Raw genomic sequence first — 24,882 nt, 5'->3', positions numbered from 1 at the left:
GGACGGAATTTATGTTCCGTTAATGTTCTTGTGAAGCCCCCATGGGCGCAGGGGCCCTCAAACCGGCGTGATCAGCGCGGTGCTGATCCAGCGGGTCAGAACCACCCCGCCCCATGCCGAAACACCGGTAAGAACGGTGCCCCATGCCACATCCACGGCCACCATGCGCATCGACCAGTCGCGCATCACGGCGAGCGAGGTGAATTCATAAGTGCCATAGGCGAGAAAGCCGAGGATCGCGCCGTTGAGCAGCGCCTGCATCGGCGCGTCATCGCGCAGGGCAGGCTCCGAAACGAACCACAAAAGCCCGGCGACGAACGCCATGTAGAACAGCGCCGCCGGCCCCAGCCGGAAATCATCGAGCAAAAGATGGCCGATGTTTTCCTCGAACACCGGGCGCACCAGCCGCGTCAGGCCGATCGCGTCGAGCCCCAGAAACAGGACCACGGTAATGACGTATAGAATGATGGTCTGCATAGCGGCTCCGCGTGCTGGCTTTGACCGGGATGATCTGCACGGGTTACGGGCGTGGTGTGGGGGCGGATCACTTTACCTGCGCCGATGGTTAACGGATGGATCAGCCCTCCGGCGGCAGCATCGCCTCCAGCGTGGACAGGTGATCGGCCTCCTGCGCCGGTTTGTCCCAGCGGATGCGATGCACGCGGGGGAAGCGCATGGCGACGCCAGATTTATGCCGGGGCGAGCGGTTGAGCCCCTCGAACGCGATCTCCAGCACCAGATCCGGCGTGACCGAGCGCACCGGGCCGAAGCGTTCGCGGGTGTTGTCGCGGATGAAGCGATCAAGCTGCTTCAACTCCTCATCCGTGAAGCCGAAATAGGCCTTGCCCACCGGCACGATCTCGTTCCCCTTCCAGACCCCGAACGTGTAGTCGGAATAGAAGCCCGAGCGTTTGCCATGCCCGCGCTGTGCGTAGAGCAGGATCGCGTCGATCAGGTAGGGGTCGCGTTTCCATTTGAACCACGGCCCCCGGCTGCGCCCGGCCAGATAGGGCGTGTCGCGGCGTTTGATCATCACGCCTTCGATCACCGGATCGGGGAGGTCATCGCGTGCCTGCGCAACATCGTCCCATGTCGTGAATGGGATCAGCGGCGACAGGTCAAAGCGCGCGGGATCGAGCGGGGCGAGGAACGTTTCCAGCCGCGCGCGGCGGGCGGTTTGCGGCAGGGCGCGGATGTCATCGCCGCCATCGACCAGCAGGTCATAGGCGCGCAGCATCGCCGGATTCGATTTCAGCAGCGCCTTTGACACGGTTTTGCGGTTCAGCCGCTTTTGCAGATCGGCGAAGCTGCCGACGCCGGTGGTGCCCTGCCGAACCAGCAATTCGCCGTCGAGCGCGCCTTCGAATTCCATCGCCTCCACCAGATCGGGAAATGCGCCGGAAATATCCTCGCCCGTCCGGGAATAGATGCGGCGGGTGCCTGCCTCCGCCACCGCCTGCACGCGGATGCCGTCCCATTTCCACTCGGCAAAATGTTCGGCAGGGTCCAGCGCCTGCAACTGATCCAGATCGGTGGCGGTGGACAGCATCACCGGGCGGAATGGGGCGCGCGCGGCATTGACCGGCTTCTCCCCCCCGGTGAGCCACGCGAAGAGGTCGGTATAGGGTGGGGTCAGCCCGTGCCAAAGCTCCACGATCTCGGTCAGTTCCACTTCGCCGAAGCGCGCCAGGGCGGTCTTGGCGAGCTGCGCCGACACGCCCACGCGCAGGCCGCCTGTCACCAGCTTCAGCAGCGCAAACCGCGCCTCGGGCGCAAGCGCGTCGAGCATCTGCGCCATCTCAGCCGGGACATTGGCGCGGCCCATCGCCTGCAACCGGGTCACGACCTGCGACAGGGGAATATCGGGCGGGGTCGTTTCCCGCTGCGCGTCGGTTTCCGTTTCCGGCCAGATCAGCGCAATGGTTTCGGCCAGATCGCCGACGTAATCGTAGCTCAGGCGAAACAGTTCGGCGTCGATGCGGCCCTCGACCATCTGGCGCAGGCGCGACGGTGTGATGGAGCGCAGATCCAGATCGCCGGTCAGCGCCGCCAGCGCCCAGCCGCGATCCGGGTCGGGCGTGTCGCGCAGGTAATCGGCGATCAGCGTCAGTTTATCGTTGCGCGACGGCGTGAAGCTGAGCCGGTCCAGCAGGCGGGCAAAGGCGCGCATCACTCAGGCTCCTCTTCGTAGCCGACCAGATGCAGCGGCTGCGCGGCAAGGCCCTGTTTGCGGCACCAATGCACCAATGCTTCCTCCGCGCCGTGGGTGACCCAGACCTCCGACGCGCCGGTTTCGCGGATGGTGCGAGTCAGCGCGGGCCAGTCGCAATGGTCGGAAATCACCATCGGCAACTCGCACATCCGTTGCCGCGCCCGTGCCCGCACCCCCATCCAGCCGGAGGCAAAAGCCAGCACCGGATCAGGGAAGCGCTGCGCCCATTTCGCGGCGAAGGCCGAGGGCGGCGCGAGGATGATTTCGCCTGCGAATTGGGCCTTATTGCCGCGCTCGATCGTGGCGGGGCGCAATTCGCCCAGCGGCACACCCTGTTCGATGTGGTAATCGCACAGCCGCTGCAACGCGCCATGCAAGTAAATCGGGCGATCCCAACCGGCGGCGCGGATCAGTGCGATCACCCGCTGCGCCTTGCCCAGCGCGTAGGAGCCCACCAGATGCGCGCGGTCGGGAAACTGCGCGAGCGAGGCCATCAGCTTACCCACCTCCGCCAGCGGATCGGGGTGGCGGAATACCGGCAGGCCGAATGTCGCCTCGGTCACGAAGAGATCGCAGGGCACTAGTTCGAACGGCGCGCAGGCGGGGTTGGGGGCGCGGGTGTAGTCGCCCGACACGACGACGACACGACCGCCGATCTCCATCCGGATCTGCGCCGAGCCGAGGACATGACCGGCGGGGTGGAAGCTGACCTTGACCCCGTTCACGCGCGCTTCTGTCCCGGCCTCCTCCCGTGTGCCGGTGAAATCCGCGCCATAGCGGATCGCCATGATTTCCAGCGTCTGACGGGTGGCCATCACCGCGCCGTGGCCCGCGCGGGCGTGATCGGCGTGACCGTGGGTGATAAGCGCGCGATCCACCGGCTGCACCGGGTCGATGTAGAACCGGCCTTCCGGGCAATAAAGGCCCTCGGGCCGGGGGATGAGCGGCGGTTCGGCCACGGGCAGGCTCCGTCAGTGGGGTGATCGGGATCGCAGATGGTAGGCCCCGCGCCGCGTTCGGCCAATCGCGGGTCAGGACCCCGCCCCGGAACCGCCCGACCTGCCCTGCGTTGGACGGACAAGCGAAAGGAGTTCTCTGATGCCCCCCGCAAACGTGCTGACGCTACAAGATATCGCCCCCGTCACCCATGACACATGGCGGCTGCGGTTCGACCGGCCCGAGGGCTATGACTTTGCCCCCGGACAGGCCACGCATATGGCGCTGGACCGCGATGGCTGGCGCGAGGAGGACCGTCCTTTCACCTTCACCTCGCTGCCCGAGGATGAAGGGCTGGAATTCGTCATCAAATCCTATCCCGATCATGACGGCGTGACCGAACAGATCCCGACCCTGAGCCCCGGCGATCAAGTGCTGGCGGAGCCTGCCGCCGGCGCGATCGAGGATAAGGGTGCGGGCGTGTTCATCGCCGGGGGTGCGGGCATCACGCCGTTCATCGCCATTCTGCGCAACCGCGCGCGCCAAGGCACGCTGGACGGCTGCACCCTGATTTTTTCCAACCCGTGCGAGCGCGACATCATCCTGCGCGAGGAGTTGGAGCAGATGCGCAGCGCCGGGCTGACGACGGTGTTCACCACGACGCAAGAGGACACGGGCACCCTGCCCCATCGCCGCATCGATGCCGCGTTTCTGGATGAGGTGGTAAAGGACAGCGACCAGCCGTTCTATCTGTGTGGTCCGCGCGGGATGGTGAAGGAGATCAAGCAAGTGCTGCTGGACCGGGGCACCCCGGAAGAGCGCATCACGACCGAAAAGGGCTGGGGCTGATCCCGCGCGCCCGGCACGAGCAAAGCCAGACAAGACAAGACAAGACAAGACAAGACAAGGAGCAGAGCATGACCGCCAAAACCGAACGCAATTCCGGCGATCCGTGGAGCGAAGACGACATTGCGCAGCTGCGCCAATTGGCCGAGGAAAACACGCCCACGCGGGTCATCGGGCTGAAGCTGGGCCGAACGCCAGAAGCGGTGCAATCCAAGGCCAGCGCCGAAGGCATTTCGCTCAAGCCCGTGAACCAGAGCCCCTACAACCGTCAGGACGGGTGATCGGCCTCAGTCGCTCGCCAGCCCCTGCGCATCCTCGCCCCGGCTGCGGGCGGCGCGGCGGCGGCGGCGGCGTTCGGACATCTGGCAGTTCACCTCTGCGCCCAGCAGCACGATGAACGCCGAAAGCCACAGCCAAGTCATCATGATGATCGCCCCGGCCAGCGTGCCGAAGGTTTTGTTGTAGCTGGCGAATTCACCGACATAGTAGGAAAACGCGAGCGACCCCAGCAGCCACAGCAGACAGGCCAGCACCGACCCGGTGGTCAGCCAGCGCCAAGTGAATGTCTCGCGCGAGGGGCCGAGCCGGTAGATCACCGTCAGCCCGAACATCGCGATCAGCGCCAATATGGGCCAGCGCAGCCAGTCCACCGCCGTTTCGATCCATGAACTGGCATGCACCACCGACAGGGCCGCCGGGATCACCGCGATCAGCGTCAAGACCAGCACAAAGCCCAGCATCACCCCGAAGGTGAGCGCCAGATTGGTCAGCGTCAGCCGGACGAAGCCGCGTTTTTCCTGTAGGCCATAGGCGACGTTCAGCCCTTCGATCAGGCCGTTCATGCCGCGAGACGAGGACCACAGCGCCAGCGCCAACGAAATCAGCGCGGCAAGCCCCAGCCCGTCTTCGGCTGAGCCGGTGACCTCGCGCGCCTGTGTGAGGATGATGTTCCGGGCTTCGCCGGGCAGAACCTGTCCCACGGCCTCCAACTGTTCCACCACGGCTGTCGGCTCCGTCAGGATACCGGCCAGAGACATGGCAAAGGCCAAGGCGGGAAACACCGCCAGCAGCCCGTAGAACGCGATCCCGGCGGAAAGCAGCGCCAGATGATCCTCTGTCGCCTGCGATTTCACCCGCATCGCCAGATCATACCAGCCACGCCAGCCGTGGCGGGGGAATTCGGTGTCGTCGGCCTCGGGCGCAGACGCAGGCGTGGAGGCAGCGGAGAGATCGGTCATACGGGGCCTTGTCTGTCTCACGGGGATTTGAGTCTCAACGGCGGGTTCCTGCACAGGTTCCTCCAACCGGCGGGTAAAGGGAACCCGTGCCCCTACGATCACGTTCGGCTGTGACCGCCTTGCGCGCCCGATGACCTGTGGCGCGTCCCTACTAAAAGGATCTTCGATGGCCACTTCCCTAGCCGACGATCTGCGCCCCGATGACGGCTCCCACGCGGCGCGCGATATCCTCGATAAACTCGACGATTGCGCGGATAAGGGCCGAAGCCTGACACTGGACGACCTGCTCAGCGCCTTTGGACGGCGCAGTTACGGGCCGGTGCTGGTGGTGACCGGGCTTCTGGGGGCCTCGCCGCTGGGGGCGATCCCGACGCTGCCGTCCCTGCTGGCCCTGATCGGTGCGCTTTATTCCGCGCAGATCGTGCTGGGGCGCGACCGGCTGTGGATCCCCGACATGCTGAAATCGCGCAAGGTGCCTGCGGACAAGCTGGGCCATGCGGTCAAAAAGCTGCGCCCGGTGGCCGATTTTCTGGATCGCTACACCGGACGGCGGCTGGAGGTTCTGGTGCGCGCGCCATCGCAGCGGCTGGCCGGGGCGATCTGTCTGCTGCTGGCGGCCTTGGTCCCGCCACTGGAACTTGTGCCTTTTGCAGCGATGTTGCCGCATGGGGTGATCGCGCTCTTCGGCTTGGCGCTGACGGCGCGGGACGGGGTCATCATGGCGCTGGCGCTCGCGGCGAGCGTGGCCACTGGCTATGCGGCCTATAGTTTCCTGATGTGAGGGGTCGACGCGCGGCCCTAAACCCCGGAGGCACCCGCCTGCGTCAAGCGCGGCACCGCATCGAGCAGGGCGCGGGTCCGAGGGTGGCGCGGCGCGGCATAGACCTGCGCGGTGGGGCCTTCCTCGACAATACGACCTGCCTCCATCACCAAAACCCGGTCGGTGATTGCGCGCACAACGTCCATATCGTGACTGATGAACAGATAGCTCAGGCCGCGATCAGCCTGAAGCCGCGCCAACAGATCCAGCACCCGCCCCCGCACCGACACGTCCAGCGCCGAGACCGCTTCGTCCAGCACCACCAGATCGGGATGAATGACCAGCGCGCGGGCCAAGGCGATGCGCTGGCGCTGCCCGCCGGAGAACTGATGCGGATAGCGGCTGGCATCCTCGGCCATGAGCCCCACGGCGCGCAGGGCATCGACAACCTGCGCTGCCGCGTCTGCGGGGCGTCCGGTCAGGTGGAACGGCTCCGCCACCAGCCGCGCGACCCGCTGGCGCGGATCGAAACTGCCCTGCGGGTCTTGGAAGACCGCCTGCGCGCGACGGCGTTGCGCGGCGGGCATGCTGGGCGATACCGGCGCATCGGCCAGCAGAATGCGCCCCGCGTCGAGCGGCTCCAGCCCCAGCACGGCGCGGGCGAGCGTGGATTTGCCACAGCCGCTTTCCCCCACAAGGCCAAGGCTTTCGCCCCGCCGCAGGGTGAAGCTGACATCGTTCAACGCCCGCACCCGGCGCGGCGCGGTAAAGATACCACGCCCGGTGACGTAATCCTTGCACGCGCCCTCGACCCGCAGCAGCGGCGCGCCTGTGCTGCGTGCGGCGCGCACAGGCCGGTGGCCGGTTGCCGCCAGCAAGCTGCGGGTGTGGGCATGGTCGGGCCGGGTAAGCACCTGCGCCGTCGGGCCCTGCTCCACCAACCGCCCGCGATGCAGCACCGCGACCGTGTCGGCCATCTGCGAGACCACGGCCAGATCATGGGTGATGAGGAGCAGCGCCATGCCTTCCTCCGCCACCAGCCGCCGCAGCAAGGCCAGCACATGCGCTTGCGTGGTGACGTCGAGCGCCGTGGTCGGCTCATCCGCGATCAGCAGGCGCGGACGCAGGGCGATGGCCATCGCGATACAGACCCGCTGCCGCTGCCCGCCTGACAATTCATGCGGATACCGTTCGGGGGGCACCCGGTCAGGGTCGAGCCCGACGCGGATCAGCAGCGCCGCCGCGCGCGCGCGGGCCTCTGCCCGGCTGGCGGCGCGATGAATGCGCAGCGTCTCGGCCACCTGCGCGCCGATGGTCATCAGCGGATCGAGCGCGGTCATCGGCTCCTGAAACACCATGCCGATCTCGCGCCCGCGCAGGCGGGCCATGCGGCGCTCCGGCAAGGTGGTGATCTCCGCCCCGTCCAGCACCACGCCGCCCGTGACCTGCGCGCCCGCAGGCAGCAGGCCCAGGATGGCCAGCGCGGTCATCGATTTACCCGATCCGCTTTCGCCGACCAGCCCCGTTATACGCCCCGGTTCCAGCCGCAGCGACAGGTCTTGCAGCACCGGCTGCCCGCCGAGCCGCACCGTCAGATGATCGAGCGCGATCATTGCACCGCCCGCTGCCGCAGACGCGGATCGAGATGGTCGCGCAGACCGTCACCCATCAGGTTCAGCCCCAGCACCGTCAGCACGATCGCCAGCCCCGGCACGATGGCCAACCGGGGATAGCCGTAGAACAGGGTCTGTGCCTCGGCCAGCATCCGGCCCCAGCTGGCGGTGGGCGGCTGCGCGCCAAGCCCCACATAGGACAGTGCCGCCTCGGCCAGAATGCCCAGCGAAAACTGGATGGTCGCCTGCACGATCAGCAGGCTCGCGATATTGGGCAGGACATGTTCCACGGAAATCCGCGCCGCGCCTTTCCCCGCCAGCCGCGCGGCCAGTATGAATTCGCGCGACCAGATGGTCAGTGCCCCGCCCCGCGCGACACGGGCAAAGACCGGGATGTTAAAAATGCCGATGGCGATGATCGCATTGAGCGCCGAAGGCCCGAAGGCGGCGGTGATCAGGATGGCGATCACCAGCGACGGAAAGGCAAAGATCAGGTCATTGGCCCGCATCAGCAGATCATCGATCCATGTCCCGCGCCGGGCCGCAGCCCACAGCCCCAGCGGCACGCCCAGCCCCGCGCCGATCCCCACCGCCACCAGCGCCACCGCCAACGAGGTGCGCGCCCCGGCCATCAGCAGCGACAGCAGATCGCGGCCCAGATGATCGGTGCCCAGCGGGTGGCTCCAGCCCGGCGCGCGAAGCTTGTCACCGATGGCCAACGCGGCGGGGTCATGGGGCGTCCAGATCAGCGAGATCAGCGCCATGCCAAGCGCCAGCGCCACCAGCGGCGCGCCAAGCCAGAGCGGCAGCGGGAGGCGCGCCCGGCTCATGCCCGGCCCCGGCGGCGCAGGCGCGGATCAACCCACGCATAGGCCAGATCGGTCAGGAAATTCACCATGATGACCGCCGCCACCAACAGCATCACCGTGCTTTCGACAACGATCAGATCGCGCTGGGTGATGGCCTGAAACAGCAGCATCCCAAGGCCGGGCAGAAAGAACACCTTTTCGATGATGACGGCGCCCGCCAGCAAAAACGAAAATTGCAGCCCCATGATGGTCAGCACCGGGATCAGCGCGTTGCGCAGCCCGTGACGCAGCAGCGCGCCGCGTGCGGTCAGGCCCTTGGCCCGCGCGGTGCGGATGTAGTCCTGTCCCGCCGTTTCGATCAGCGCGGAGCGCAGCACCCGCGCAAGGATCGAAGCCTGCGGCAGCGCCAGCGCCACGGCAGGCAGCGTCAGCGACCAGAGCCCGGCGCCAAGCCCCGCGTCCCATCCTGCAAACCCGCCAGAGCGAAACAGCGGCAGCTTTACCGCGAAAATCAGCACCAGCAGCATGGCGAACCAGAAATTCGGCACCGCAATGCCCAGCTGGGTCAGGCCCATCAGCCCGTAATCCGCCGCCCGCCCGCGCAGTGCCGCCGCCGCCAGCCCGACCGGCAGCGCCAGCACCACGGTGAGCGCCAGCGCATACCCCGCCAGCGGCACCGACACCCACAGCCGGTCGCCGATCAGCTGCGCCACCGGCACGCGATAGGAATAGGATTGTCCAAAGTCGCCGCGCAGCATGCCGCCCACCCAATCGAGGTAGCGCAGCGCGATGTTCTGATTAAGCCCGAGGCTGTCGCGCAGCGCGGCCACAGCGGCATCGGTCGCGTTGATGCCCAGCATGGTGCGGGCCGGGTCGCCGGGCACCACTTCGATCAGCGCAAAGACGACAAGGCTGGCCGCGATCAGGGCCAGGGCAAGCGAGGCCAGACGTTTGAGCAAATAGACTGCCATGGGCTCCGGCCGAAGGGGCGGTTTCCTCTTCTTACCGAGGAAACCGCCCAAAGGACCAGCCCCGCGACATGCGCGACCGGGTGGCGCGTGTCAGACGGAAACGGCGCGCAGCACCTCGGCCTTATCGAGCGCGGTCTTTTCGCCCTTCAGCACCACCGCGCCGCGCTTCAGCACGAAGATATCGTCGGCCAGCCCATGCGCGAAATCGAAGCGCTGCTCGACCAACAGGATCGCCATCTGGCCTTCGTCGCGCAGAAACTCGATCACACGGCCAATTTGCTGGATGATGTTGGGCTGGATGCCCTCGGTCGGCTCGTCCAGCAGCAGCAGCTTGGGCCGGGTGATGAGCGCGCGGCCAATGGCCAACTGCTGTTGCTGCCCGCCCGACAAATCGCCACCGCGCCGGTTGGTCATGTCCTTCAGCACCGGGAACAGTTCATAGATCTGATCGGGCACCATGTGGTCGGATTTCGGCAGACAGGCAAAGCCGGTTTCGAGGTTTTCGCGCACCGTCATCAGTGGGAAGATATCGCGCCCCTGCGGAACATAGGCCACGCCCTTCTGCGCCAGCGCGTGCGAGGGCAGGCGCGGCAGCACCTCGCCATCCAGCACGAGATCCCCGCCCGAACGCTGATGCGTGCCGGAAATCGCCTTCAGCAGGCTGGTCTTGCCCACGCCATTGGTGCCCATCAAACAGGTGACGCGCCCGGTGGCGGCGGTGATGTCCACGTCCCACAGGATCTGGCTTTGGCCGTAATGCAGGGTGAGGTTGCGGGTCTCCAGCATGGTCAGCGCCCCAGATACACGTCGATGACGTTTTTATTGCTTGTGACATGGGCGAGGCTGCCTTCGGCCAGCACCGAGCCTTCGTGCAGGACCGTGACTTTACAGTTCAGCTTCTCGACGAAATCCATGTCATGTTCGACGACGACGACGGCGCGGGTCTTGGCGGCCTCTTTCAGGATTTCGGTGGTGTGGTCGCGCTCCGCTGGGGTCATGCCGGCGGCGGGTTCATCGACCAGCAGCAGGCGCGGATCTTGGGCCAGCAGCATGCCGATCTCCAGCCATTGCTTCTGCCCGTGGCTCAGCTCGCCCGCCTTGCGCGTCAATTCAGACGACAGGCCGATCTGCTTGGCCAGTGCCTCGATCCGGGCCGCGCCTTCGTCGGTTTTGCGGTAGAACAGCACCTTCCACGGCTGCCGGTCATTGCGCAGCGCCATGGCGAGGTTTTCGCGCACTGACTGATCCTCGAACACCGTGGGGCGCTGGAATTTCCGGCCCACACCCGCGCGGGCGATCTGGCTTTCGGACATCTTCAGCAGGTTGTCGGAGCGTTCGCCCCAGATCACCCGGCCCTCATCGGGGCGGGTCTTGCCGGTGACGATATCCATAAAGGTGGTCTTGCCCGCGCCATTGGGGCCGATGATCGCCCGCATTTCGGCGGCACCGATCTGAAAGCTGAGGTTATTGATGGCGCGGAACCCGTCGAAGGTGACGGAGACGCCGGAGACTTCGAGCAACGTGCTCATGGCTGTTCCTCCTCGCGCTTGGAGCCTTGATCGGGGCCGAAATCAGCGCCGTGGCGGTCGCTGACGTTGCGGTTGCGCACCATCAGATCCACCAGACCGCCGATGCCCTTGGGCGCGAAGAGCGTCACCAGAACAAAGCTGAGGCCCAGCAGCACCAACCACCAATCCGTCCATTGCACGACATAGACACCCAGATCGATGTCAGGCGCGCCGCCGCCGGTGAACCACGACGACATGAGCGACACGAAGGCCGCGCCGATCACCGCGCCGTAAAGCCGCCCGCGCCCGCCGATGGCGACCCAGACCGCAAGATAGATCGAGGCAATCGGTGCGACCTCCGCCGGGTTGATGATGCCCGCCTGCGGGTAGTAGAGCGCGCCGGCGATGGCGGCGATGATCGCGGTGAGGGTAAAGATGAAGAGCTTATAGCCCTCCACATCGTAGCCCAGAAACCGCACGCGCGCCTCGTCATCGCGAATGCCGCGCACGACGGAGCCGAACTTGCCGGACACCACGAAGGCCGCCAGCAGGTAGCCCAGCCCCAGCGCCAGCGCCGAGGCCCAGAGAAACCACACCGACAACACCGATTGCGGCACGTCGCCCGCCGCGCCCGGCAGGTTTTGCAGGCCCGACAGGCCGTTGTTGCCGCGCAAGCCGCTGTCATTCTGGAACAGGTATAGCGACAGCGCCAGCGTCATCGCCTGCGTCAGGATCGACAGATAGACCCCGGTGACGCGGCTGCGGAAGGCGAGCCAGCCAAAGACCAGCGCCAACAGCCCCGGCACCAGCACGACCATCAGCAATTGCAGCGTGAGACTGTCGGCAAAGCCCCAGACCCACGGAATGTCGGAGCCGCCGACGACGCCAAAGATCTGACTGCCGATGCCGTCGCGGACCTCCAGCGGGGTGGGCGGCAGCGGCGCATTGGCCAGACTGTCGAGCACGATGCCCTTGGTCCGCTCATACATCAGCCACATGCCGATCATGTATCCGCCCAGCCCGAAGAACGCGAAATGGCCAAGGCTGAGGATACCGCAATAGCCCCAGACCAGATCCATCGCGATGGCGATCAGGCACAGGCACAGCGTCTTGCCCAGCGTCTTTATGAAGGAGGTGGAGATGATCCCCAGACCGAAGCCTTCGCCAAGCACCGTGGCGGTGACCGTGAACAACGCCAGCAGCGACAGAAAGATCAGGACCGAAGGGTTGTTGGCGACAAAGGATTTGCGCCGCACCGGCGCGCTCATGGTGAGGCTCATGGGTCAGTCTCCCGCCGCACGGCCCTTGAGGGCGATGATGCCCTTGGGACGGAACTGGATGAATATGATGATGAAGATGATCATGTAGGTCTGCGCGGCGAGCGTGTTCGAGGGGTTCATCCACTCGATGCCCTTTTGCAGGAAGCCGATCATCGTGGCGCCCGCGAGCGTGCCCCAGACATTGCCGACCCCGCCCACGACCACGGTCATGAAGCTTTGCACGATATATTGCTGGCCGATCTCCGATGTGACCTGCGCGAAAAGCCCGATGGCGACGCCCGCGATCCCGGCGATACCGGAGCCAAGCCCGAAGGTCAGCATGTTGATGCGGTCGGGGTTGATCCCCATCGACGAGGCCATGCGCGGGTTCTGCGTCACCGCGCGCACCTCCAACCCCAGCCGGGTGCGGTTCAGGATGAACAGCAGCAGCAGGAAGAAGGTCAGCCCCAGCACGAAGATCGCGATGCGGATATAGCTGATCGACACCACATCGTTGAGCACCCATGCCCCGTCGAGCCAACCCGGCGAGGTCAGAGGCCGCGCCTGCGTGCCAAAGATATTCTTGGCCAACTGTTGCAGCGCGATGGAGATGCCGAACGTCGCCAGCAGCGTCTCCAGCGGGCGGGAATAGAGCCAGCGGATCACCAGCCGCTCCATCGCCACACCGGCGGCAAAGGTCACGGCAAAGGCGAGCGGGATCGCCAGCGCGATGGACAGTGTATAATCGGGCACGAACTGCTGCACGACATAGCCGGTATAGGCGCCCATCATGATGAATTCGCCATGGGCCATGTTGATGACACCCATGACGCCGAAGGTGATGGCAAGTCCGATCGCGGCGAGGAAGTAGATCGACGCCAGCGACAGACCGTCCAGCACCAGATCCAGCACCTGATTGAGCGCCACCTGCGTGCGGATCGCAGCCAGCGTGGCCTCGGCCGCGCCGGTGACTGCGGCGGACGGCTCGACATAGATGTCGTAATAGCCGTGGCTGGCGAGGATCTCCGCGCGGTCTTCGCCGGTAATGCGCGGCGCGGCGCCGCCATCGGCGGCCAGCGCGGCATAGGCGCGGTCGCGGGCCTGCTCGGTATCGAGTTGATGCACCGCGATACCGCCGACGAAGCCCTGCTCAATCGCGGCGATCAGCGCGGCGTTGCGGTCGGCGGTGGAAATGGTCGCCGGGGCCAGATCGGCGGAAACAAGTAGCGCCCAAGCGTCATCCTCGGACAGCGCATCGCTGCCGGGCTCCAATTCTGTCGCGACATTCGCGCCCTCGGGCGGCGGGCCTGCGGTGGCGATGCGGCGGGTGGTCAAAACCGGGTTCAGCGCGCCGCGGCTTTCGACGGACAGTGAGCCGGAAAGGCTTTCGATTGCCGCGATCCGGGCGTCGTCGGTTTCGCCATAGGCGATGGTCAGCAGCCGCTCCAGCGTGGTCATGCGCGCGGCCAGCACGGGGTCGTCCTCGGTTTCCAGTGCGGCGCGGAGCGGCTCCAGATGGGAGGCATCGGGCGCGCGGTCGATCCCGGCCAGCGCCTCGCGGCGGCGGGCGGGGTCGGTATCGGTCAGCTGGAATTTCACCAGCGCCGCACCGATCAGTTCGCGCACCCCGGAATTGGGCCGGATCTGATCGAGATCATCCTCGTTCACCACCGCGACCTGATCACCGCTCGACAGTTCGATCAGCGCGGCTTGGTCGTCGCCCTGTTCCTCGATGGCGTAGAACAGGCCGTCGGGTTCATGCAGATACAATTCCCGGTCGCCCCAGACCTGCAAGAACACCGGCACGCCGGGCAGCCCGCTGGCGGTGATCTCGTCGATCACGGCACCGATGGTCCGGCGCGACGGCTTGGCGATGTCATCCGCGAAACGCTGCAACAGCGCCTGAAGATCAGTCAGCGCGGGGCTCTCGGCATCGGCGGCGGCAGGATCGGCGGCGGCAGGATCGGCGGTGGCATCGGCAGTGGTGTCAGGCGCGACGATCCGGGCGACACCGGCGGCGGGGGCCGGGTCCTGCTGCGCGGCGGCGGGCACCATGCCGGCAAACAGCCACAGGCAGAGCACCGCAAGCAAACGGGCGTGTCGGGTCATGGAAAATGTCTTTTCGGGCTGGAGCTGGGGATCACGACCGCCGCATCGGGCACCACGGCACCGGCACAGGCATAAGCGGCGGTTGTGAGGGCTCGACCGGGCGGGACAAACGGCCCCGCCCGGCGCGTGTCAGCGGGCGATCAGTAGTTCGACTTGATCTGCACGCAGGTGGAGGTCTCGGTGTTATACATACCGCATTCCAGTTCCTGCCAATCGGACTTCAGCACCGCGGATTCGGGCAGGAAGTCGGTCCATGCATCGCCCGGCACTTCTTCGGTCTGGGAGATGATGTCGAACTGGCCATCCTCGAGGATCTCACCGATCAGGACCGGCTTGGCGAGGTGGTGGTTGGGCAGCATGACGGCGGTGCCGCCGGTCAGGTTCGGCACTTCGAGGCCATACATCTCGGCGCGCACGGCATCGACATCGGTGGTGCCGGCCGCTTCGACCGCCTTCACCCACATGTTGAAGCCGATCATCGTCGCTTCCATCGGGTCGTTGGTCACACGCTCTTCACCCGCGTATTCCTTCCATGCCGCGACGAATTCGTCGTTGGCGTCGGATTCGGCGGACTGGAAGTAATTCCACGCGGCGAGGTGACCGACGAGGTTGGAGGTGTCGAGCCCCGACAGTTCCTCTTCACCGACCGAGAAGGCCACGACGGGGATGTCATCGGCGGACACGCCAGCGGCGGCCAGCTCCTTGTAGAAGCCGATATTCGCGTCACCGTTGATGGTAGAGATCACGCCGACCTTTTTACCATCGGCGCCCAGTGCCACGACATCGGCGACGATCTTGGACCAGTCGGAATGGCCGAAGGGGGTGTAGTTGACGAAAATGTCCTCTTCCGCGATGCCCTTGTCCTTCAGGTAGGCCTCGAGGATCTTGTTCGTAGTGCGCGGGTAGACGTAGTCGGTGCCGAGCAGGGCGAATTTTTCAACGCCCAGTTCATCAAGGAAATAATCGGTGGCCGGAATCGCCTGCTGGTTGGGGGCGGCGCCGGTGTAGAACACGTTCTTGGAGCTTTCTTCGCCCTCATACTGAACGGGGTAGAACATCAGGCCGTTGAGTTCTTCGATCACCGGCAGGACGGATTTACGGCTGACGGACGTCCAGCCGCCAAAGATCACATCGACCTCCTGCACGGACAGAAGCTCGCGCGCCTTTTCGGCAAAGAGCGGCCAGTCGGATGCGGGATCGACGACCACGGGCACCAATTGCTCGCCGAGCAGGCCGCCTTTGGCGTTCTGCTGCTCGATCAGCATCAGCACGGTGTCTTTCAGCGTGGTCTCGGAAATGGCCATCGTGCCGGACAACGAATGCAAAACACCGACATTGATGTCGGCCTGCGCCATCGGCGCCAGTGCCCCGGTCATGGCGACAGTGGCCAAAAGTTTTTTAATCATATCACATTTTCCCCTGTTCGTGCGCCTCTCCCAATTCGAGACGCGACGCTAGGGGTATGAAAAAATCGAGCCGGGGCGTCTCGGATTCGTGGCTTATTTCCCGTGAACAGCCGCAGAAATCGCCCGAAAAATGAACAACGGCCTCATAATTTGGCATAAATGCCCGATTATGAGGCCGTTTGAGGACATGCGACTATAGCCCGAGGTTCAGAACCTGCCCCGGCAGATAGAGGACGATCGCAGGAAACGCGATCAGCCCCGCGATGGTCAGCGCATCGGCCACGAAGAACGGCGCGGTGCCGCGGAACACATCCTGCACCGAGATATCAGGCCGCACGCCCGCCACCACAAAGCAATTGAGTCCGATAGGCGGCGTGATGAGACAGAGCTCCGCCATCTTGACCACGATGATGCCGAACCAGATCGCGCAGCCGATGTCGTTCATCCCGAAAGCGCTGTCCGCCGCCGAGACGCCGACCCCGCCATTGAGCGCGATCACCGCCGGAAACACGATAGGCAGCGTCAGCAACAGCATTCCGATTGCATCCATGAACATCCCCAGCACGGCATAGGCCAGCAGGATCAGGATGAAGGTCATCATCGGGGACTGTTCCAGCCCGCCGATCCAGTCGGAAAACGCGCCCGGCAGATCGGCAAAGCCCAGAAACCGGACATAGATCAGCACGCCCCAGATGATGGTAAAGATCATCACCGACAGTTTTGCGGTTTCCAGCAGTGCGGATTTAAACTCCCGCCAGCGCATCCCGCGCACCAGCGCGATGACAAAGATCAGGAACGCACCCAGCGCCCCGCCTTCGGTCGGCGTGCCCCATGCATCCCCGCCGAACGGGTTGTAGATGAACAGGATGATGAGCAGGATCACGGCAAAGATCGGCAGCGCGCCGGGCAGCGCGCGGAACCGGTCGCCCCATGTGAAACCCCGCACCGGGGGGCCGAGCTTCTTCCAGACCATCGCCATGATGACGACCATCGAGCCGTAGATCACCGCCGAGAACGCCCCCGGCAGGAACCCCGCAAGCAGCAGCGCGCCCACGTCCTGTTCGACGATGATCGCATAGATCACAAGGATCGCGGACGGTGGGATCAGCGAGGCCAGCGTGCCCGCCGCGGCCACCACCCCGGCGGCGAAGCGGCGGTCATAGCCTTCTTCCAGCATCTCGGGGATGGCGATGCGCGCGAACACGGCAGAGGTGGCGACGGACGCCCCCGACACGGCGGCAAAACCGGCGGTGGCAAAGACGGTGGAGACGCCAAGCCCGCCCGGCAGCCAGCCGACCCAGCGCTTCGCTGCGGTGAACAGCGCCTTGGTCAGCCCCGCGTAATAGGCCAGATAGCCGATCAGGATAAAGGTCGGGATCAGCGACAGCGCCTGACTTGCGACCTTGGAATGCGGCACCTGCCCGGCGGTCTTGGTCGCCACGGTCAGGGCCCATGTGAATTCCGCCGGGTCGTAGCCCTTCTTCGACCAGAAAATCCAGATCAGCCCGATCATGCCGCACATGGCGGCGGCAAAGGCCACCCGCGTGCCCAGCACGACCAGCAGCAGCAGGATGCCGGTGACGATCAATCCAATATCGAGCGGTTCCATCAGCGCAGCCCCCGCCGGTCAGTCATTGTGTCATCCGCGTCATCGAAGCCGGACACGGTTTCGGCCTCGGCGGCGGCTTGGGTCGCGGCATCCTCGATCAGCGGCACGGCCACCGGCTCGCTCAGGCCCAGCACGATGGCGCGGCCATAGGCCCAGAGTTGCAGCGTCAAGCGCAGGCACAGCACCGCCAGCGCCACCGGCACGACTAGCTTTGCAGGCCAGAGCGGCAGCCGAATGTCAAAGCTCGAATCACGGCTCCACATCGGCTGGGAGAAATCGAAACTGCGGGCGAAATGCGCCCAGCTGCCCCAGACCAGCAGCACGGCGAGGATCAGCACTACCAGCGTCGACAGAAATTCGACGCTCCACAACGCGCGGCCCTTCAGGTTACCCACGACGATATCCATGCGGATATGGCCGCCCAGCCGCTGCACATAGGCCACCCCGAACACCGCGATCACCGGCATCGCCTGCTGAATCCAGTCGACATAGCCGGGCAGCGGTTGGTTCAGCGCATGGCGCCCACCGACGCTCAACACCGCCAGCAGCATAAGCGAGAACACCGCCAGCCCGGAGACCAGCGCCATTACGGTTTCGATACGGAACAGGGTCCGGTCAAGCCGGCTCAGGGTCGAGCCGTCCTCAAGGACGGATGAGGCACCTGCCATCGGCGCGTCTCCTTGGCTGTGCGGTGAAGCGGAAGTAGGGTCAGCGAAGGCGGGGCAGGCACGCGATCTCCGCGCCCCTGCCCCGGTTCGTCAGGCGGGATTAGCTGCCTTCGGCCAGCTTACCCTGCACGAGGTCCAGCAATTCCTGCGCAGGCAGACCACGGGCGGAGTTTTCTTCGACCCATGCGGTCGCGGCAGGGCCGGCCACACGCTCGCGGAATTGCTCCAGCGCCGCGTCGTCAAAGGTCACCTGCTCGATGCCCTTATCGTCTAGCAGCGGGCCCCATTTGGCCATCGTCTCGTCGTTGTAATAGGTGATGTAATGGTCGAGCGCCTCATCGACGGAGCCCAGAAGCGCCTCGCGGTGTTCGTCGCTCAGATCGTCGAGCGCATCGGTGTTCACCACCACCGGGCAGTTCACGGTGCCGGGATCGAGATTGGTGGTCCACCATGTCGCGTTCTCGACGGTGCCGAAGGACATATGCGCATGCGGCGCAAAGGACGCGGCCTTGATCACGCCGCTATCCATCGCCTGACGCACCTCGGACGCGGACATGGACGTCGGCACGGCACCAACGGCGGACATTGCCTCCCCGATGCCGCCTGTGGCGCGGACCTGAAGCCCCTCGAAATCCTCAAGGCTCTTGGGCGCGTCGCCCAGCCCTACGATATTGTATTGCGGCATCGGCGAAGGCATCAGCAGCGTGGCGTTCCAGCGCGCCAGATCCTCCTGCACCGCCGGGTGCGCATAGACGGCCTGGCTCAGCTCCACCTCGGTCTCAAGGCTGTCGACACCGAGGAACGGCAGTTCCAGCACGGTGATCGAGGGGTTCTTGTCCGCGTGATAGCCCGCACAGAACTGGGCCATCTCGAACGCGCCGATGGAAATGCCATCGAGGTTCTCGGTGTTCTTGCTCAGCCCGCCATAGGACAGGTTCAGGGTGAATTCGCCATTGGTCTTTTCGCTCACCAATTCCGCGAGCTTCTCGACATGCTCGGTAAAGGCGCGACGCTTGCCCCAGAGCGAGACGTTCCATTCGGTCGCCATCGCCTCGGTGGCAAAGGCAACGGTCAGCGCGGCGGTGGCCGCTGCGGTCAGCATCTTGGTCATGTAGTCCTCCCAAACTGATGGCGCGGCTCTTTTCCGCGCTCATATGACCGAAAGCCTAGCGGCCCCCCTGCCATCGGGAAAGAATAAATCCTGGCGCTTTGTGCCTGATCTTGCGGCATCTTGCGCCAGAACGAGGCAAGCGGCCCGGCGCCGCCAGTTGCAAATAATTCTCAACTGCATTGACACGCGCCGTAACTCGATCATAGTCCGCAGCTAAGTTGCCCCCCGACCGGTCCTGACCGCGCGACCAGAAAGCGAAGCCCAATGCCCCGCCAGATCGCCCTGCCCCTGATCCGCTCCCTCCTTGCCGCGATGGCTCTTGCGATCGCCGCCACGCTGCCCGCCCGCGCCGCCGATGACGCCCCACGGCTGAAGGTCGCCACGACCTTTACCGTGATTGCCGACATGGCCCGCAATGTGGCGGGCGATCTGGCCGACGTGGTTTCCATCACCAAGCCGGGTGCTGAGATCCATAATTATCAGCCGACCCCGCGCGATATCCTGTCGGCGCGTGATGCCGATCTGGTCCTGTGGAACGGTCTTAATCTGGAACTGTGGTTCGCGCAGTTCTTTGAAAACATGGGCGAGGTGCCGTCGGTTGTGATCTCGGACGGGGTCGAGCCCATCGGCATCGGCGAGGGCCCCTATTCGGGCAAACCGAACCCCCATGCATGGATGGCCCTGAGCGGTGCGGAAATCTATGTCGACAACATCGCACGTGCGCTGGCCGAGCATGACCCCGACAACGCCGCCGCCTATCGCGCCAATGCCGAAAGCTACAAGGCCCGGATCGCGGAGGCGCTCGCCCCGCTGCGTGCCCGGATCGAGGCGATCCCCACCGCGCGTCGCTGGCTTGTCACCTCGGAAGGCGCGTTTTCCTACCTCGCGCGCGATTTCGGCATGCAGGAGTTGTATCTGTGGCCGATCAACGCCGATGGTCAGGGCACGCCGCAGCAGGTGCGCCGGGTGATCGACGCGGTGCGCGCGCATGACATCCCGGCAGTATTTTCCGAAAGCACCGTCTCCGCCCGCCCGGCCGAGCAGATCGCCCGCGAAACCGGCGCGCGCTATGGCGGGGTGCTTTATGTCGACAGCCTCAGCGCGGCGGATGGGCCGGTGCCGACCTATCTCGATCTGCTGCGGGTCACCGTCGAAACCATCGCGCAGGGGCTGGAACAATGAGCCTCGATTTCACGCCCTCCGCCGCCGCGTCCCAGTCAGGGCTGGTCGTCGACGACATCACGGTCACCTATCGTAACGGCCACACCGCGCTGAACGACGCCAGTTTCGACATCCCGCGCGGCACGATCACGGCGCTGGTCGGGGTCAATGGCGCGGGAAAATCGACGCTGTTCAAGGCGATCATGGGCTTCGTCCGGCTTGCCAAGGGGGAGATCACCATTCTGGGCCAGCCGGTGCGCGCGGCGCTGAAAGCGAACCTTGTGGCCTATGTCCCGCAATCGGAGGAGGTCGACTGGTCCTTCCCGGTCTTGGTCGAAGACGTGGTGATGATGGGCCGCTATGGGCATATGGGACCGCTGCGCCGGGCCCGGGCCGCTGACCGGGCGGCGGTGACACGCGCGCTAGAGCGGGTCGGCATGGACGCGTTCCGCCACCGCCAGATCGGTGAATTGTCCGGCGGCCAGAAGAAACGGGTGTTCCTTGCGCGGGCGCTGGCGCAGGATGGGCAGGTCATTCTGCTGGACGAGCCGTTCACCGGCGTCGACGTCAAGACCGAGGATCAGATCACCCAGTTGCTGCGCGACCTGCGCGACGAGGGCCGGGTGATGCTGGTCTCCACCCACAATTTGGGCTCGGTGCCGGAATTCTGCGATCGCACCGTCCTGATCCGGGGCACCGTACTGGCCCATGGGCCGACCGCCACGACCTTCACCCATGACAATTTGCAGGATGCCTTTGGTGGGGTGCTGCGGCATTTCACGCTGGGCGGCTCGGAACTGCACCACGACGACGATCACGACACCCGGCAAATCACCGTGCTGTCGGACGACGAGCGGCCTTTCGTGATGTATCACGAACAGGACGAGCCCGCGTCACAGACGCCCGACGCGCCCGCCGAGGCGACACCGGCGGACACGGAGCCGAAGCGATGACCCGCCGCTTGGCCACGTCCACGCCCCGCACCCCCGGCACCGGACCTGCGCGCCTAGCACAGACTGCGGCGCGCGGTGCCCGCAGATCGCGGCAGGAGCGCGCGTAATGATCGATCTTCTGCTGATGCCGTTCAGCTACGGCTACATGTTTTCCGCGATCTGGGTGTCGGCGCTGGTGGGCGCGGTCTGCGCGTTTTTGTCGGCCTTTCTGATGCTGAAGGGCTGGTCGCTGATCGGCGACGCGCTGAGCCATTCGATCGTCCCCGGCGTCGCGGGGGCCTATATGCTGGGCCTGCCATTTGCGCTCGGCGCATTTTTGTCGGGCGGACTGGCAGCGGCGGCGATGCTGTTTCTGTCCCAGCGCACGGGGCTGAAGGAGGACACCGTGATCGGCCTGATCTTTACCTCCTTCTTCGGGCTGGGGCTGTTCATGGTGTCGCTATCGCCGGTTTCCGTCGACATTCAGACCATCACGCTGGGCAATATACTTGCGATCTCCCCCGCTGATACCGCGCAGCTTGCCGTCATTGGCGTGGTGACGCTGGCGGTGCTGACTTGGAAATGGAAAGACCTGATGGTCACCTTCTTTGACGAAAGCCACGCATGGTCCATCGGGTTGAACCCGACCCGGCTGAAAGTGCTGTTCTTTGCGCTGCTCGCCGCGTCGACCGTGGCCGCGTTGCAGACAGTGGGCGCGTTTCTGGTCATCTCGCTTGTCGTTACGCCCGGCGCCACCGCCTATCTGCTGACCGACCGGTTTCCGCGATTGATTACGCTGGCGGTGCTGATCGGGGCGGTGACCTCGGCGGTCGGGGCCTATGCGAGCTTTTTCCTCAATGGGGCGACCGGCGGCATCATCGTGATCCTGCAAACGCTGCTCTTCCTTGCGGCATTCGTCTGGGCGCCCAAGCATGGAGTGCGCGCGGCGCGGGCCCGGGCACGCGCGGCGCTGACGGACCCGACACCCCGCACGCCGGGAGCGCGGCCATGATCGAGACGCTGATCCTGCCGTTCCAGTTGCCGTTCATGCAGCAGGCCTTTGCCATTGCAGGCATCGTGGCCATGCCTTGCGCCCTGCTCAGTTGTTTTCTGGTGTTGAAGGGCTGGTCCCTGATGGGCGACGCGGTGAGCCATGCCGTGCTGCCGGGGATTGTGCTGGCCTATCTGTTGGGCCTGCCGCTGGCCATCGGGGCCTTTGCCGCCGGGATCGGGTGTTCGCTTGCGGTCGGGTATCTGGACCGTAACAGCCGGATCAAGCAGGACACGGTGATGGGGATCGTATTTTCCGGCATGTTCGCGCTGGGACTGGTGATGTATGTGGCCATCCCCACGGAAATGCATCTCGATCATGTGCTGTTCGGCGACATGCTGGGCACCTCGGCCGCCGATCTGATCGAAGTCGGAACCATCGCGCTGGTCATCACCGTGCTGATCGCCGTGTTCTGGCGGGATCTGGTGCTGCATGCCTTTGACCCCGCGCAGGCGCGCGCCTCCGGGCTGCGCACCGGGTGGCTGCATTATGGCCTGCTGGGCGGGCTGTCTCTGACCATCGTGGCGGCGCTGACGGCGGTGGGGATCATCCTGTCGGTGGCGCTTCTGATTGCGCCCGGCGCGACGGCGTTTCTGCTGGTCCGGCGGATCGGAACGATGCTGCTAACGGCGGTCGCCATTTCGGTCGGGGCATCGCTGACCGGGGTCTACGCGAGCTTCTACCTCGACAGTGCGCCCGCACCGACGGTGGTGTTGACGATGACGCTGCTGTTCGTGCTGGCCTTCATCCGCGCGGCACGGCGGCGCAGCAGTGCCGAACGGCAGCTGCGCGAAGCGTGATCACTCGCGCTCCTCGTCAGGTTTTACGCCCCACATGGCCGAGGTTGGCGCCCATCCGGTGTAGCCGTCGGCGGTGATCCGGCACCAGCCGCCCGCGCATTCGCCAAGCCGGGCGATCACGCCCGCCTGTGCCCGGGCAACGACCGGCGCGCCTGCTTCGGGCTGGGCGCGCAGGTCCAGCATCTCGGCCTCCACCACCACCGTGCGCACGCCGGAGATCAGAGAATAATGCACCCAGCCCCCGGCACCGTCGCGGTCGTGCACCCGGCGCCAGTGGCCGAATTCGGCGGTTACCTCCAACGGCATGTCGCGCCGCTTGAACACCCAGTCGATCCGGTGCGTCAGGGACGGTCCCCGCCGCACATTGCCCTCTGACGCCTTTAGCGAAACGTAGCGCGGCAGCGGCAGGTTGGTGACCGGGCCGCGGTCTTCGGCCTTGGCCGGGGCGGAGGCCGCCGCGTCAGGCGCAGGTGCGGGCTCGGCGGGCGCGGGCTGCGCTGCGGGGGTCGGCGACGTGCCGGGTGCGGGCGTGGGGGGGGACGTGGATGTTTCCGCATCCGGGCCACGCTCGGGATTGGGGGCTGGGCGTTGATCCGCCTGCGGCGCGGGTGCCGATTGCTGCGCCTGCACCGCGGACACCGCCGTCCCGCCCGCGACCGCACCGAGAATCGCCAAGACCCGGAGGACCGTTCCTGCCTGTGGCCACATGCCAAACCGCTCTTTCTCAAGGTTTTCCACGGTGCCGCCGCTTGTGCTGCCCGCCGTTTGCCAGCAATCTGCCACCGCAAAGCAAGACCGGACAAGCCCGAGGAGGTTCGCCATGCCAGCCCAGCGCCTGAGTGTTGTCGTCACGCGACGGTTGCCCGACGCGGTCGAGACCCGGATGAAGGAGCTGTTCGACGTCGAACTGCGCGACGATGACGCCCGCATGAGCCGCGAGGAACTGGTCGCCGCCATGCGCCGGGCCGATGTGTTGGTGCCCACGATCACCGACCAGATCGATGCCGGGCTGATCGGACAGGCGGGGGACCGGCTGAAACTGATCGCCAACTACGGCTCCGGGGTCGACAATGTGGATGTGGCCACCGCCCGGCAGCGCGGCATTCTGGTCTCGAACACCCCCGGCGTCACGGTGGAGGACACCGCCGACATGACCATGGCGCTGATCCTCGGCGTCACCCGGCGCATCCCCGAAGGGCTGGCTGTCATGCAATCGGGGCAATGGGGCGGCTGGGCGCCGACCGCATTTCTGGGCGGACGGGTCGGCGGACGGCGTCTGGGCATTCTGGGCATGGGGCGGATCGGGCAGGCCACGGCCCGACGCGCACGGGCCTTCGGAATGCAGGTGCATTACCACAACCGACAGCGGCTCCGCCCCGAAATCGAGCAGCCGCTGGAAGCGACCTATTGGGAAAGCCTCGATCAGATGGTGAGCCGGATGGACGTGGTGTCGATCAATTGCCCGCATACGCCGTCTACCTTCCACCTGATGAACGCCCGGCGGCTGAAGCTGATGAAGCCCGGCGCCGTCATCGTAAACACGTCGCGGGGCGAGGTGATCGACGAAAACGCCCTGACCCGCCAACTGCGCGCCGGGGAACTGGCCGGGGCCGGGCTCGATGTCTACGAACACGGGACCGAGGTGAACCCCCGCCTGCGCGAACTGCCGAACGTCGTTTTGCTGCCGCATATGGGGTCCGCCACCGTCGAAGGGCGGCTGGAGATGGGCGAGAAGGTGATCATCAACATCAAGACCTTTGCCGATGGGCATCGCCCGCCCGATCTGGTCGTGCCGTCGATGCTGTAAGGGGCCGCCCGCATCGGCCCCTTTCGATTGGGCGGGCGATGCTGACAGCACCCCCTGCCCTGCGCAATGCCGCCAC

The 24,882-nt window shown here is 65.6% G+C and carries 24 protein-coding genes; 8 read left to right on the top strand and 16 right to left on the bottom strand.

Annotation, left to right across the window (positions count from 1 at the left end; translation table 11 throughout):
• Positions 1-57: 57 nt before the first annotated feature.
• From CBW24_RS03050 to CBW24_RS03040, 3 genes are all read right to left on the bottom strand, one after another.
• Entirely contained in the window at positions 58-477 is a 420-nt protein-coding gene (locus tag CBW24_RS03050) for a DUF2177 family protein (protein WP_097372634.1), read from the bottom strand.
• 100 nt (positions 478-577) lie between these two features.
• Positions 578-2,170 carry a cisplatin damage response ATP-dependent DNA ligase gene (locus CBW24_RS03045; RefSeq protein WP_097372633.1) on the bottom strand — a complete coding sequence of 531 codons (1,593 nt, stop codon included), beginning with the start codon at positions 2,168-2,170 and terminating at the stop codon, positions 578-580.
• Positions 2,170-3,177: a ligase-associated DNA damage response exonuclease gene (locus CBW24_RS03040; RefSeq protein ID WP_374708992.1), complete on the bottom strand. Its 1,008-nt coding sequence runs from the start codon at positions 3,175-3,177 to the stop codon at positions 2,170-2,172. Before CBW24_RS03040 ends, CBW24_RS03045 begins: the two co-directional genes overlap by 1 nt.
• 133 nt (positions 3,178-3,310) lie before the next feature.
• Here CBW24_RS03040 and CBW24_RS03035 point away from each other — a divergent pair, with 133 nt between their 5' ends.
• Together CBW24_RS03035 and CBW24_RS03030 are read left to right on the top strand one after the other, a co-directional pair.
• Positions 3,311-3,997, top strand: a complete 687-nt coding sequence (locus CBW24_RS03035; RefSeq protein WP_097372631.1) for an FAD-binding oxidoreductase — start codon at positions 3,311-3,313, stop codon at positions 3,995-3,997.
• 68 nt (positions 3,998-4,065) lie between these two features.
• Positions 4,066-4,275, top strand: a complete 210-nt coding sequence (locus CBW24_RS03030; RefSeq protein ID WP_097372630.1) for a hypothetical protein — start codon at positions 4,066-4,068, stop codon at positions 4,273-4,275.
• Between the two features lie 6 nt (positions 4,276-4,281).
• On the opposite strand, the gene CBW24_RS03025 is transcribed toward CBW24_RS03030, so the two are convergent.
• Positions 4,282-5,232, bottom strand: a complete 951-nt coding sequence (locus CBW24_RS03025) for a YihY/virulence factor BrkB family protein (protein WP_088662337.1) — start codon at positions 5,230-5,232, stop codon at positions 4,282-4,284.
• Between the two features lie 166 nt (positions 5,233-5,398).
• On the opposite strand from CBW24_RS03025, the gene CBW24_RS03020 reads away from it, so the two are divergent.
• A complete protein-coding gene (locus CBW24_RS03020; RefSeq protein ID WP_088662338.1) occupies positions 5,399-6,013 on the top strand; it encodes an exopolysaccharide biosynthesis protein in 615 nt (204 codons plus the stop codon).
• A 17-nt stretch (positions 6,014-6,030) separates the two neighbouring features.
• On the opposite strand, the gene CBW24_RS03015 is transcribed toward CBW24_RS03020, so the two are convergent.
• The 11 genes from CBW24_RS03015 to CBW24_RS02965 form a co-directional block, all read right to left on the bottom strand.
• Positions 6,031-7,605, bottom strand: a complete 1,575-nt coding sequence (locus CBW24_RS03015; RefSeq protein WP_097372629.1) for a dipeptide ABC transporter ATP-binding protein — start codon at positions 7,603-7,605, stop codon at positions 6,031-6,033.
• Entirely contained in the window at positions 7,602-8,435 is an 834-nt protein-coding gene (locus CBW24_RS03010; RefSeq protein ID WP_097372628.1) for an ABC transporter permease, read from the bottom strand. Before CBW24_RS03010 ends, CBW24_RS03015 begins: the two co-directional genes overlap by 4 nt.
• The gene (locus CBW24_RS03005; RefSeq protein WP_088662341.1) at positions 8,432-9,385 is read right to left on the bottom strand and encodes an ABC transporter permease; all 954 of its coding nucleotides are present in this window, start codon (positions 9,383-9,385) and stop codon (positions 8,432-8,434) included. The genes CBW24_RS03010 and CBW24_RS03005 overlap by 4 nt, the downstream gene beginning before the upstream one ends.
• Before the next feature lie 90 nt (positions 9,386-9,475).
• Positions 9,476-10,171: an urea ABC transporter ATP-binding subunit UrtE gene (gene urtE, locus CBW24_RS03000; protein ID WP_097372627.1), complete on the bottom strand. Its 696-nt coding sequence runs from the start codon at positions 10,169-10,171 to the stop codon at positions 9,476-9,478.
• A gap of 2 nt (positions 10,172-10,173) precedes the next feature.
• Positions 10,174-10,914 (bottom strand): urea ABC transporter ATP-binding protein UrtD, encoded by a 741-nt coding sequence (gene urtD, locus CBW24_RS02995; protein WP_088662343.1) that lies wholly within the window; start codon positions 10,912-10,914, stop codon positions 10,174-10,176.
• Positions 10,911-12,173, bottom strand: a complete 1,263-nt coding sequence (urtC, locus tag CBW24_RS02990) for an urea ABC transporter permease subunit UrtC (protein WP_097372626.1) — start codon at positions 12,171-12,173, stop codon at positions 10,911-10,913. Before urtC ends, urtD begins: the two co-directional genes overlap by 4 nt.
• Positions 12,174-12,176: 3 nt before the next feature.
• Entirely contained in the window at positions 12,177-14,261 is a 2,085-nt protein-coding gene (urtB, locus tag CBW24_RS02985; protein ID WP_232530058.1) for an urea ABC transporter permease subunit UrtB, read from the bottom strand.
• Positions 14,262-14,401: 140 nt separating this feature from the next.
• The gene (gene urtA / locus CBW24_RS02980) at positions 14,402-15,667 is read right to left on the bottom strand and encodes an urea ABC transporter substrate-binding protein (RefSeq protein ID WP_088662345.1); all 1,266 of its coding nucleotides are present in this window, start codon (positions 15,665-15,667) and stop codon (positions 14,402-14,404) included.
• A 193-nt stretch (positions 15,668-15,860) separates the two neighbouring features.
• Positions 15,861-17,276 (bottom strand): TRAP transporter large permease, encoded by a 1,416-nt coding sequence (locus CBW24_RS02975; protein WP_088662346.1) that lies wholly within the window; start codon positions 17,274-17,276, stop codon positions 15,861-15,863.
• Positions 17,276-17,944 carry a TRAP transporter small permease subunit gene (locus CBW24_RS02970; RefSeq protein WP_088662347.1) on the bottom strand — a complete coding sequence of 223 codons (669 nt, stop codon included), beginning with the start codon at positions 17,942-17,944 and terminating at the stop codon, positions 17,276-17,278. Before CBW24_RS02970 ends, CBW24_RS02975 begins: the two co-directional genes overlap by 1 nt.
• Positions 17,945-18,044: 100 nt before the next feature.
• The gene (locus CBW24_RS02965) at positions 18,045-19,055 is read right to left on the bottom strand and encodes a C4-dicarboxylate TRAP transporter substrate-binding protein (protein ID WP_088662348.1); all 1,011 of its coding nucleotides are present in this window, start codon (positions 19,053-19,055) and stop codon (positions 18,045-18,047) included.
• Positions 19,056-19,319: 264 nt separating this feature from the next.
• On the opposite strand from CBW24_RS02965, the gene CBW24_RS02960 reads away from it, so the two are divergent.
• The 4 genes from CBW24_RS02960 (at position 19,320) to CBW24_RS02945 (ending at position 22,999) form a co-directional block, all read left to right on the top strand.
• Positions 19,320-20,237 (top strand): metal ABC transporter substrate-binding protein, encoded by a 918-nt coding sequence (locus tag CBW24_RS02960; protein ID WP_097372625.1) that lies wholly within the window; start codon positions 19,320-19,322, stop codon positions 20,235-20,237.
• A complete protein-coding gene (locus CBW24_RS02955) occupies positions 20,234-21,169 on the top strand; it encodes a manganese/iron ABC transporter ATP-binding protein (protein ID WP_097372624.1) in 936 nt (311 codons plus the stop codon). Before CBW24_RS02960 ends, CBW24_RS02955 begins: the two co-directional genes overlap by 4 nt.
• 106 nt (positions 21,170-21,275) lie before the next feature.
• On the top strand, positions 21,276-22,160 hold the full coding sequence (locus tag CBW24_RS02950) for a metal ABC transporter permease (protein ID WP_097372623.1): 885 nt from the start codon (positions 21,276-21,278) through the stop codon (positions 22,158-22,160).
• Entirely contained in the window at positions 22,157-22,999 is an 843-nt protein-coding gene (locus CBW24_RS02945) for a metal ABC transporter permease (RefSeq protein WP_097372622.1), read from the top strand. Before CBW24_RS02950 ends, CBW24_RS02945 begins: the two co-directional genes overlap by 4 nt.
• Here CBW24_RS02945 and CBW24_RS18785 read toward each other — a convergent pair whose 3' ends face one another.
• The gene (locus CBW24_RS18785) at positions 23,000-23,821 is read right to left on the bottom strand and encodes an SH3 domain-containing protein (protein WP_374708985.1); all 822 of its coding nucleotides are present in this window, start codon (positions 23,819-23,821) and stop codon (positions 23,000-23,002) included.
• Between CBW24_RS18785 and CBW24_RS02935 the strand changes: the two genes are divergently transcribed.
• On the top strand, positions 23,820-24,806 hold the full coding sequence (locus tag CBW24_RS02935; RefSeq protein WP_088662353.1) for a 2-hydroxyacid dehydrogenase: 987 nt from the start codon (positions 23,820-23,822) through the stop codon (positions 24,804-24,806). The two genes, CBW24_RS18785 and CBW24_RS02935, sit on opposite strands and share 2 nt — an antisense overlap.
• The last annotated feature ends 76 nt before the right edge of the window (positions 24,807-24,882 follow it).

Source organism: Pacificitalea manganoxidans (assembly GCF_002504165.1).
Taxonomy (GTDB): Bacteria; Pseudomonadota; Alphaproteobacteria; order Rhodobacterales; family Rhodobacteraceae; genus Pacificitalea; species Pacificitalea manganoxidans.
This window is presented reverse-complemented; position numbering and strand designations above follow the sequence as displayed.

Bases quoted from the DNA above. Each gene is read 5' to 3' on its own strand.
- CBW24_RS02945 (WP_097372622.1), top strand. From the start codon at position 22,157: ATGATCGAGACGCTGATCCTGCCGTTCCAGTTGCCGTTCATGCAGCAG.
- urtC (WP_097372626.1), bottom strand. From the start codon at position 12,173: ATGAGCCTCACCATGAGCGCGCCGGTGCGGCGCAAATCCTTTGTCGCC.
- CBW24_RS03010 (WP_097372628.1), bottom strand. From the start codon at position 8,435: ATGAGCCGGGCGCGCCTCCCGCTGCCGCTCTGGCTTGGCGCGCCGCTG.
- CBW24_RS02970 (WP_088662347.1), bottom strand. From the start codon at position 17,944: ATGGCAGGTGCCTCATCCGTCCTTGAGGACGGCTCGACCCTGAGCCGG.
- CBW24_RS02935 (WP_088662353.1), top strand. From the start codon at position 23,820: ATGCCAGCCCAGCGCCTGAGTGTTGTCGTCACGCGACGGTTGCCCGAC.
- CBW24_RS02965 (WP_088662348.1), bottom strand. From the start codon at position 19,055: ATGACCAAGATGCTGACCGCAGCGGCCACCGCCGCGCTGACCGTTGCC.
- CBW24_RS03030 (WP_097372630.1), top strand. From the start codon at position 4,066: ATGACCGCCAAAACCGAACGCAATTCCGGCGATCCGTGGAGCGAAGAC.
- CBW24_RS03020 (WP_088662338.1), top strand. From the start codon at position 5,399: ATGGCCACTTCCCTAGCCGACGATCTGCGCCCCGATGACGGCTCCCAC.
- CBW24_RS18785 (WP_374708985.1), bottom strand. From the start codon at position 23,821: ATGGCGAACCTCCTCGGGCTTGTCCGGTCTTGCTTTGCGGTGGCAGAT.
- CBW24_RS02955 (WP_097372624.1), top strand. From the start codon at position 20,234: ATGAGCCTCGATTTCACGCCCTCCGCCGCCGCGTCCCAGTCAGGGCTG.
- CBW24_RS03050 (WP_097372634.1), bottom strand. From the start codon at position 477: ATGCAGACCATCATTCTATACGTCATTACCGTGGTCCTGTTTCTGGGG.
- CBW24_RS03035 (WP_097372631.1), top strand. From the start codon at position 3,311: ATGCCCCCCGCAAACGTGCTGACGCTACAAGATATCGCCCCCGTCACC.
- CBW24_RS03015 (WP_097372629.1), bottom strand. From the start codon at position 7,605: ATGATCGCGCTCGATCATCTGACGGTGCGGCTCGGCGGGCAGCCGGTG.
- CBW24_RS03005 (WP_088662341.1), bottom strand. From the start codon at position 9,385: ATGGCAGTCTATTTGCTCAAACGTCTGGCCTCGCTTGCCCTGGCCCTG.
- urtA (WP_088662345.1), bottom strand. From the start codon at position 15,667: ATGATTAAAAAACTTTTGGCCACTGTCGCCATGACCGGGGCACTGGCG.
- CBW24_RS03045 (WP_097372633.1), bottom strand. From the start codon at position 2,170: ATGCGCGCCTTTGCCCGCCTGCTGGACCGGCTCAGCTTCACGCCGTCG.
- urtB (WP_232530058.1), bottom strand. From the start codon at position 14,261: ATGACCCGACACGCCCGTTTGCTTGCGGTGCTCTGCCTGTGGCTGTTT.
- CBW24_RS02950 (WP_097372623.1), top strand. From the start codon at position 21,276: ATGATCGATCTTCTGCTGATGCCGTTCAGCTACGGCTACATGTTTTCC.
- CBW24_RS02960 (WP_097372625.1), top strand. From the start codon at position 19,320: ATGCCCCGCCAGATCGCCCTGCCCCTGATCCGCTCCCTCCTTGCCGCG.
- CBW24_RS02975 (WP_088662346.1), bottom strand. From the start codon at position 17,276: ATGGAACCGCTCGATATTGGATTGATCGTCACCGGCATCCTGCTGCTG.
- urtD (WP_088662343.1), bottom strand. From the start codon at position 10,914: ATGAGCACGTTGCTCGAAGTCTCCGGCGTCTCCGTCACCTTCGACGGG.
- urtE (WP_097372627.1), bottom strand. From the start codon at position 10,171: ATGCTGGAGACCCGCAACCTCACCCTGCATTACGGCCAAAGCCAGATC.
- CBW24_RS03025 (WP_088662337.1), bottom strand. From the start codon at position 5,232: ATGACCGATCTCTCCGCTGCCTCCACGCCTGCGTCTGCGCCCGAGGCC.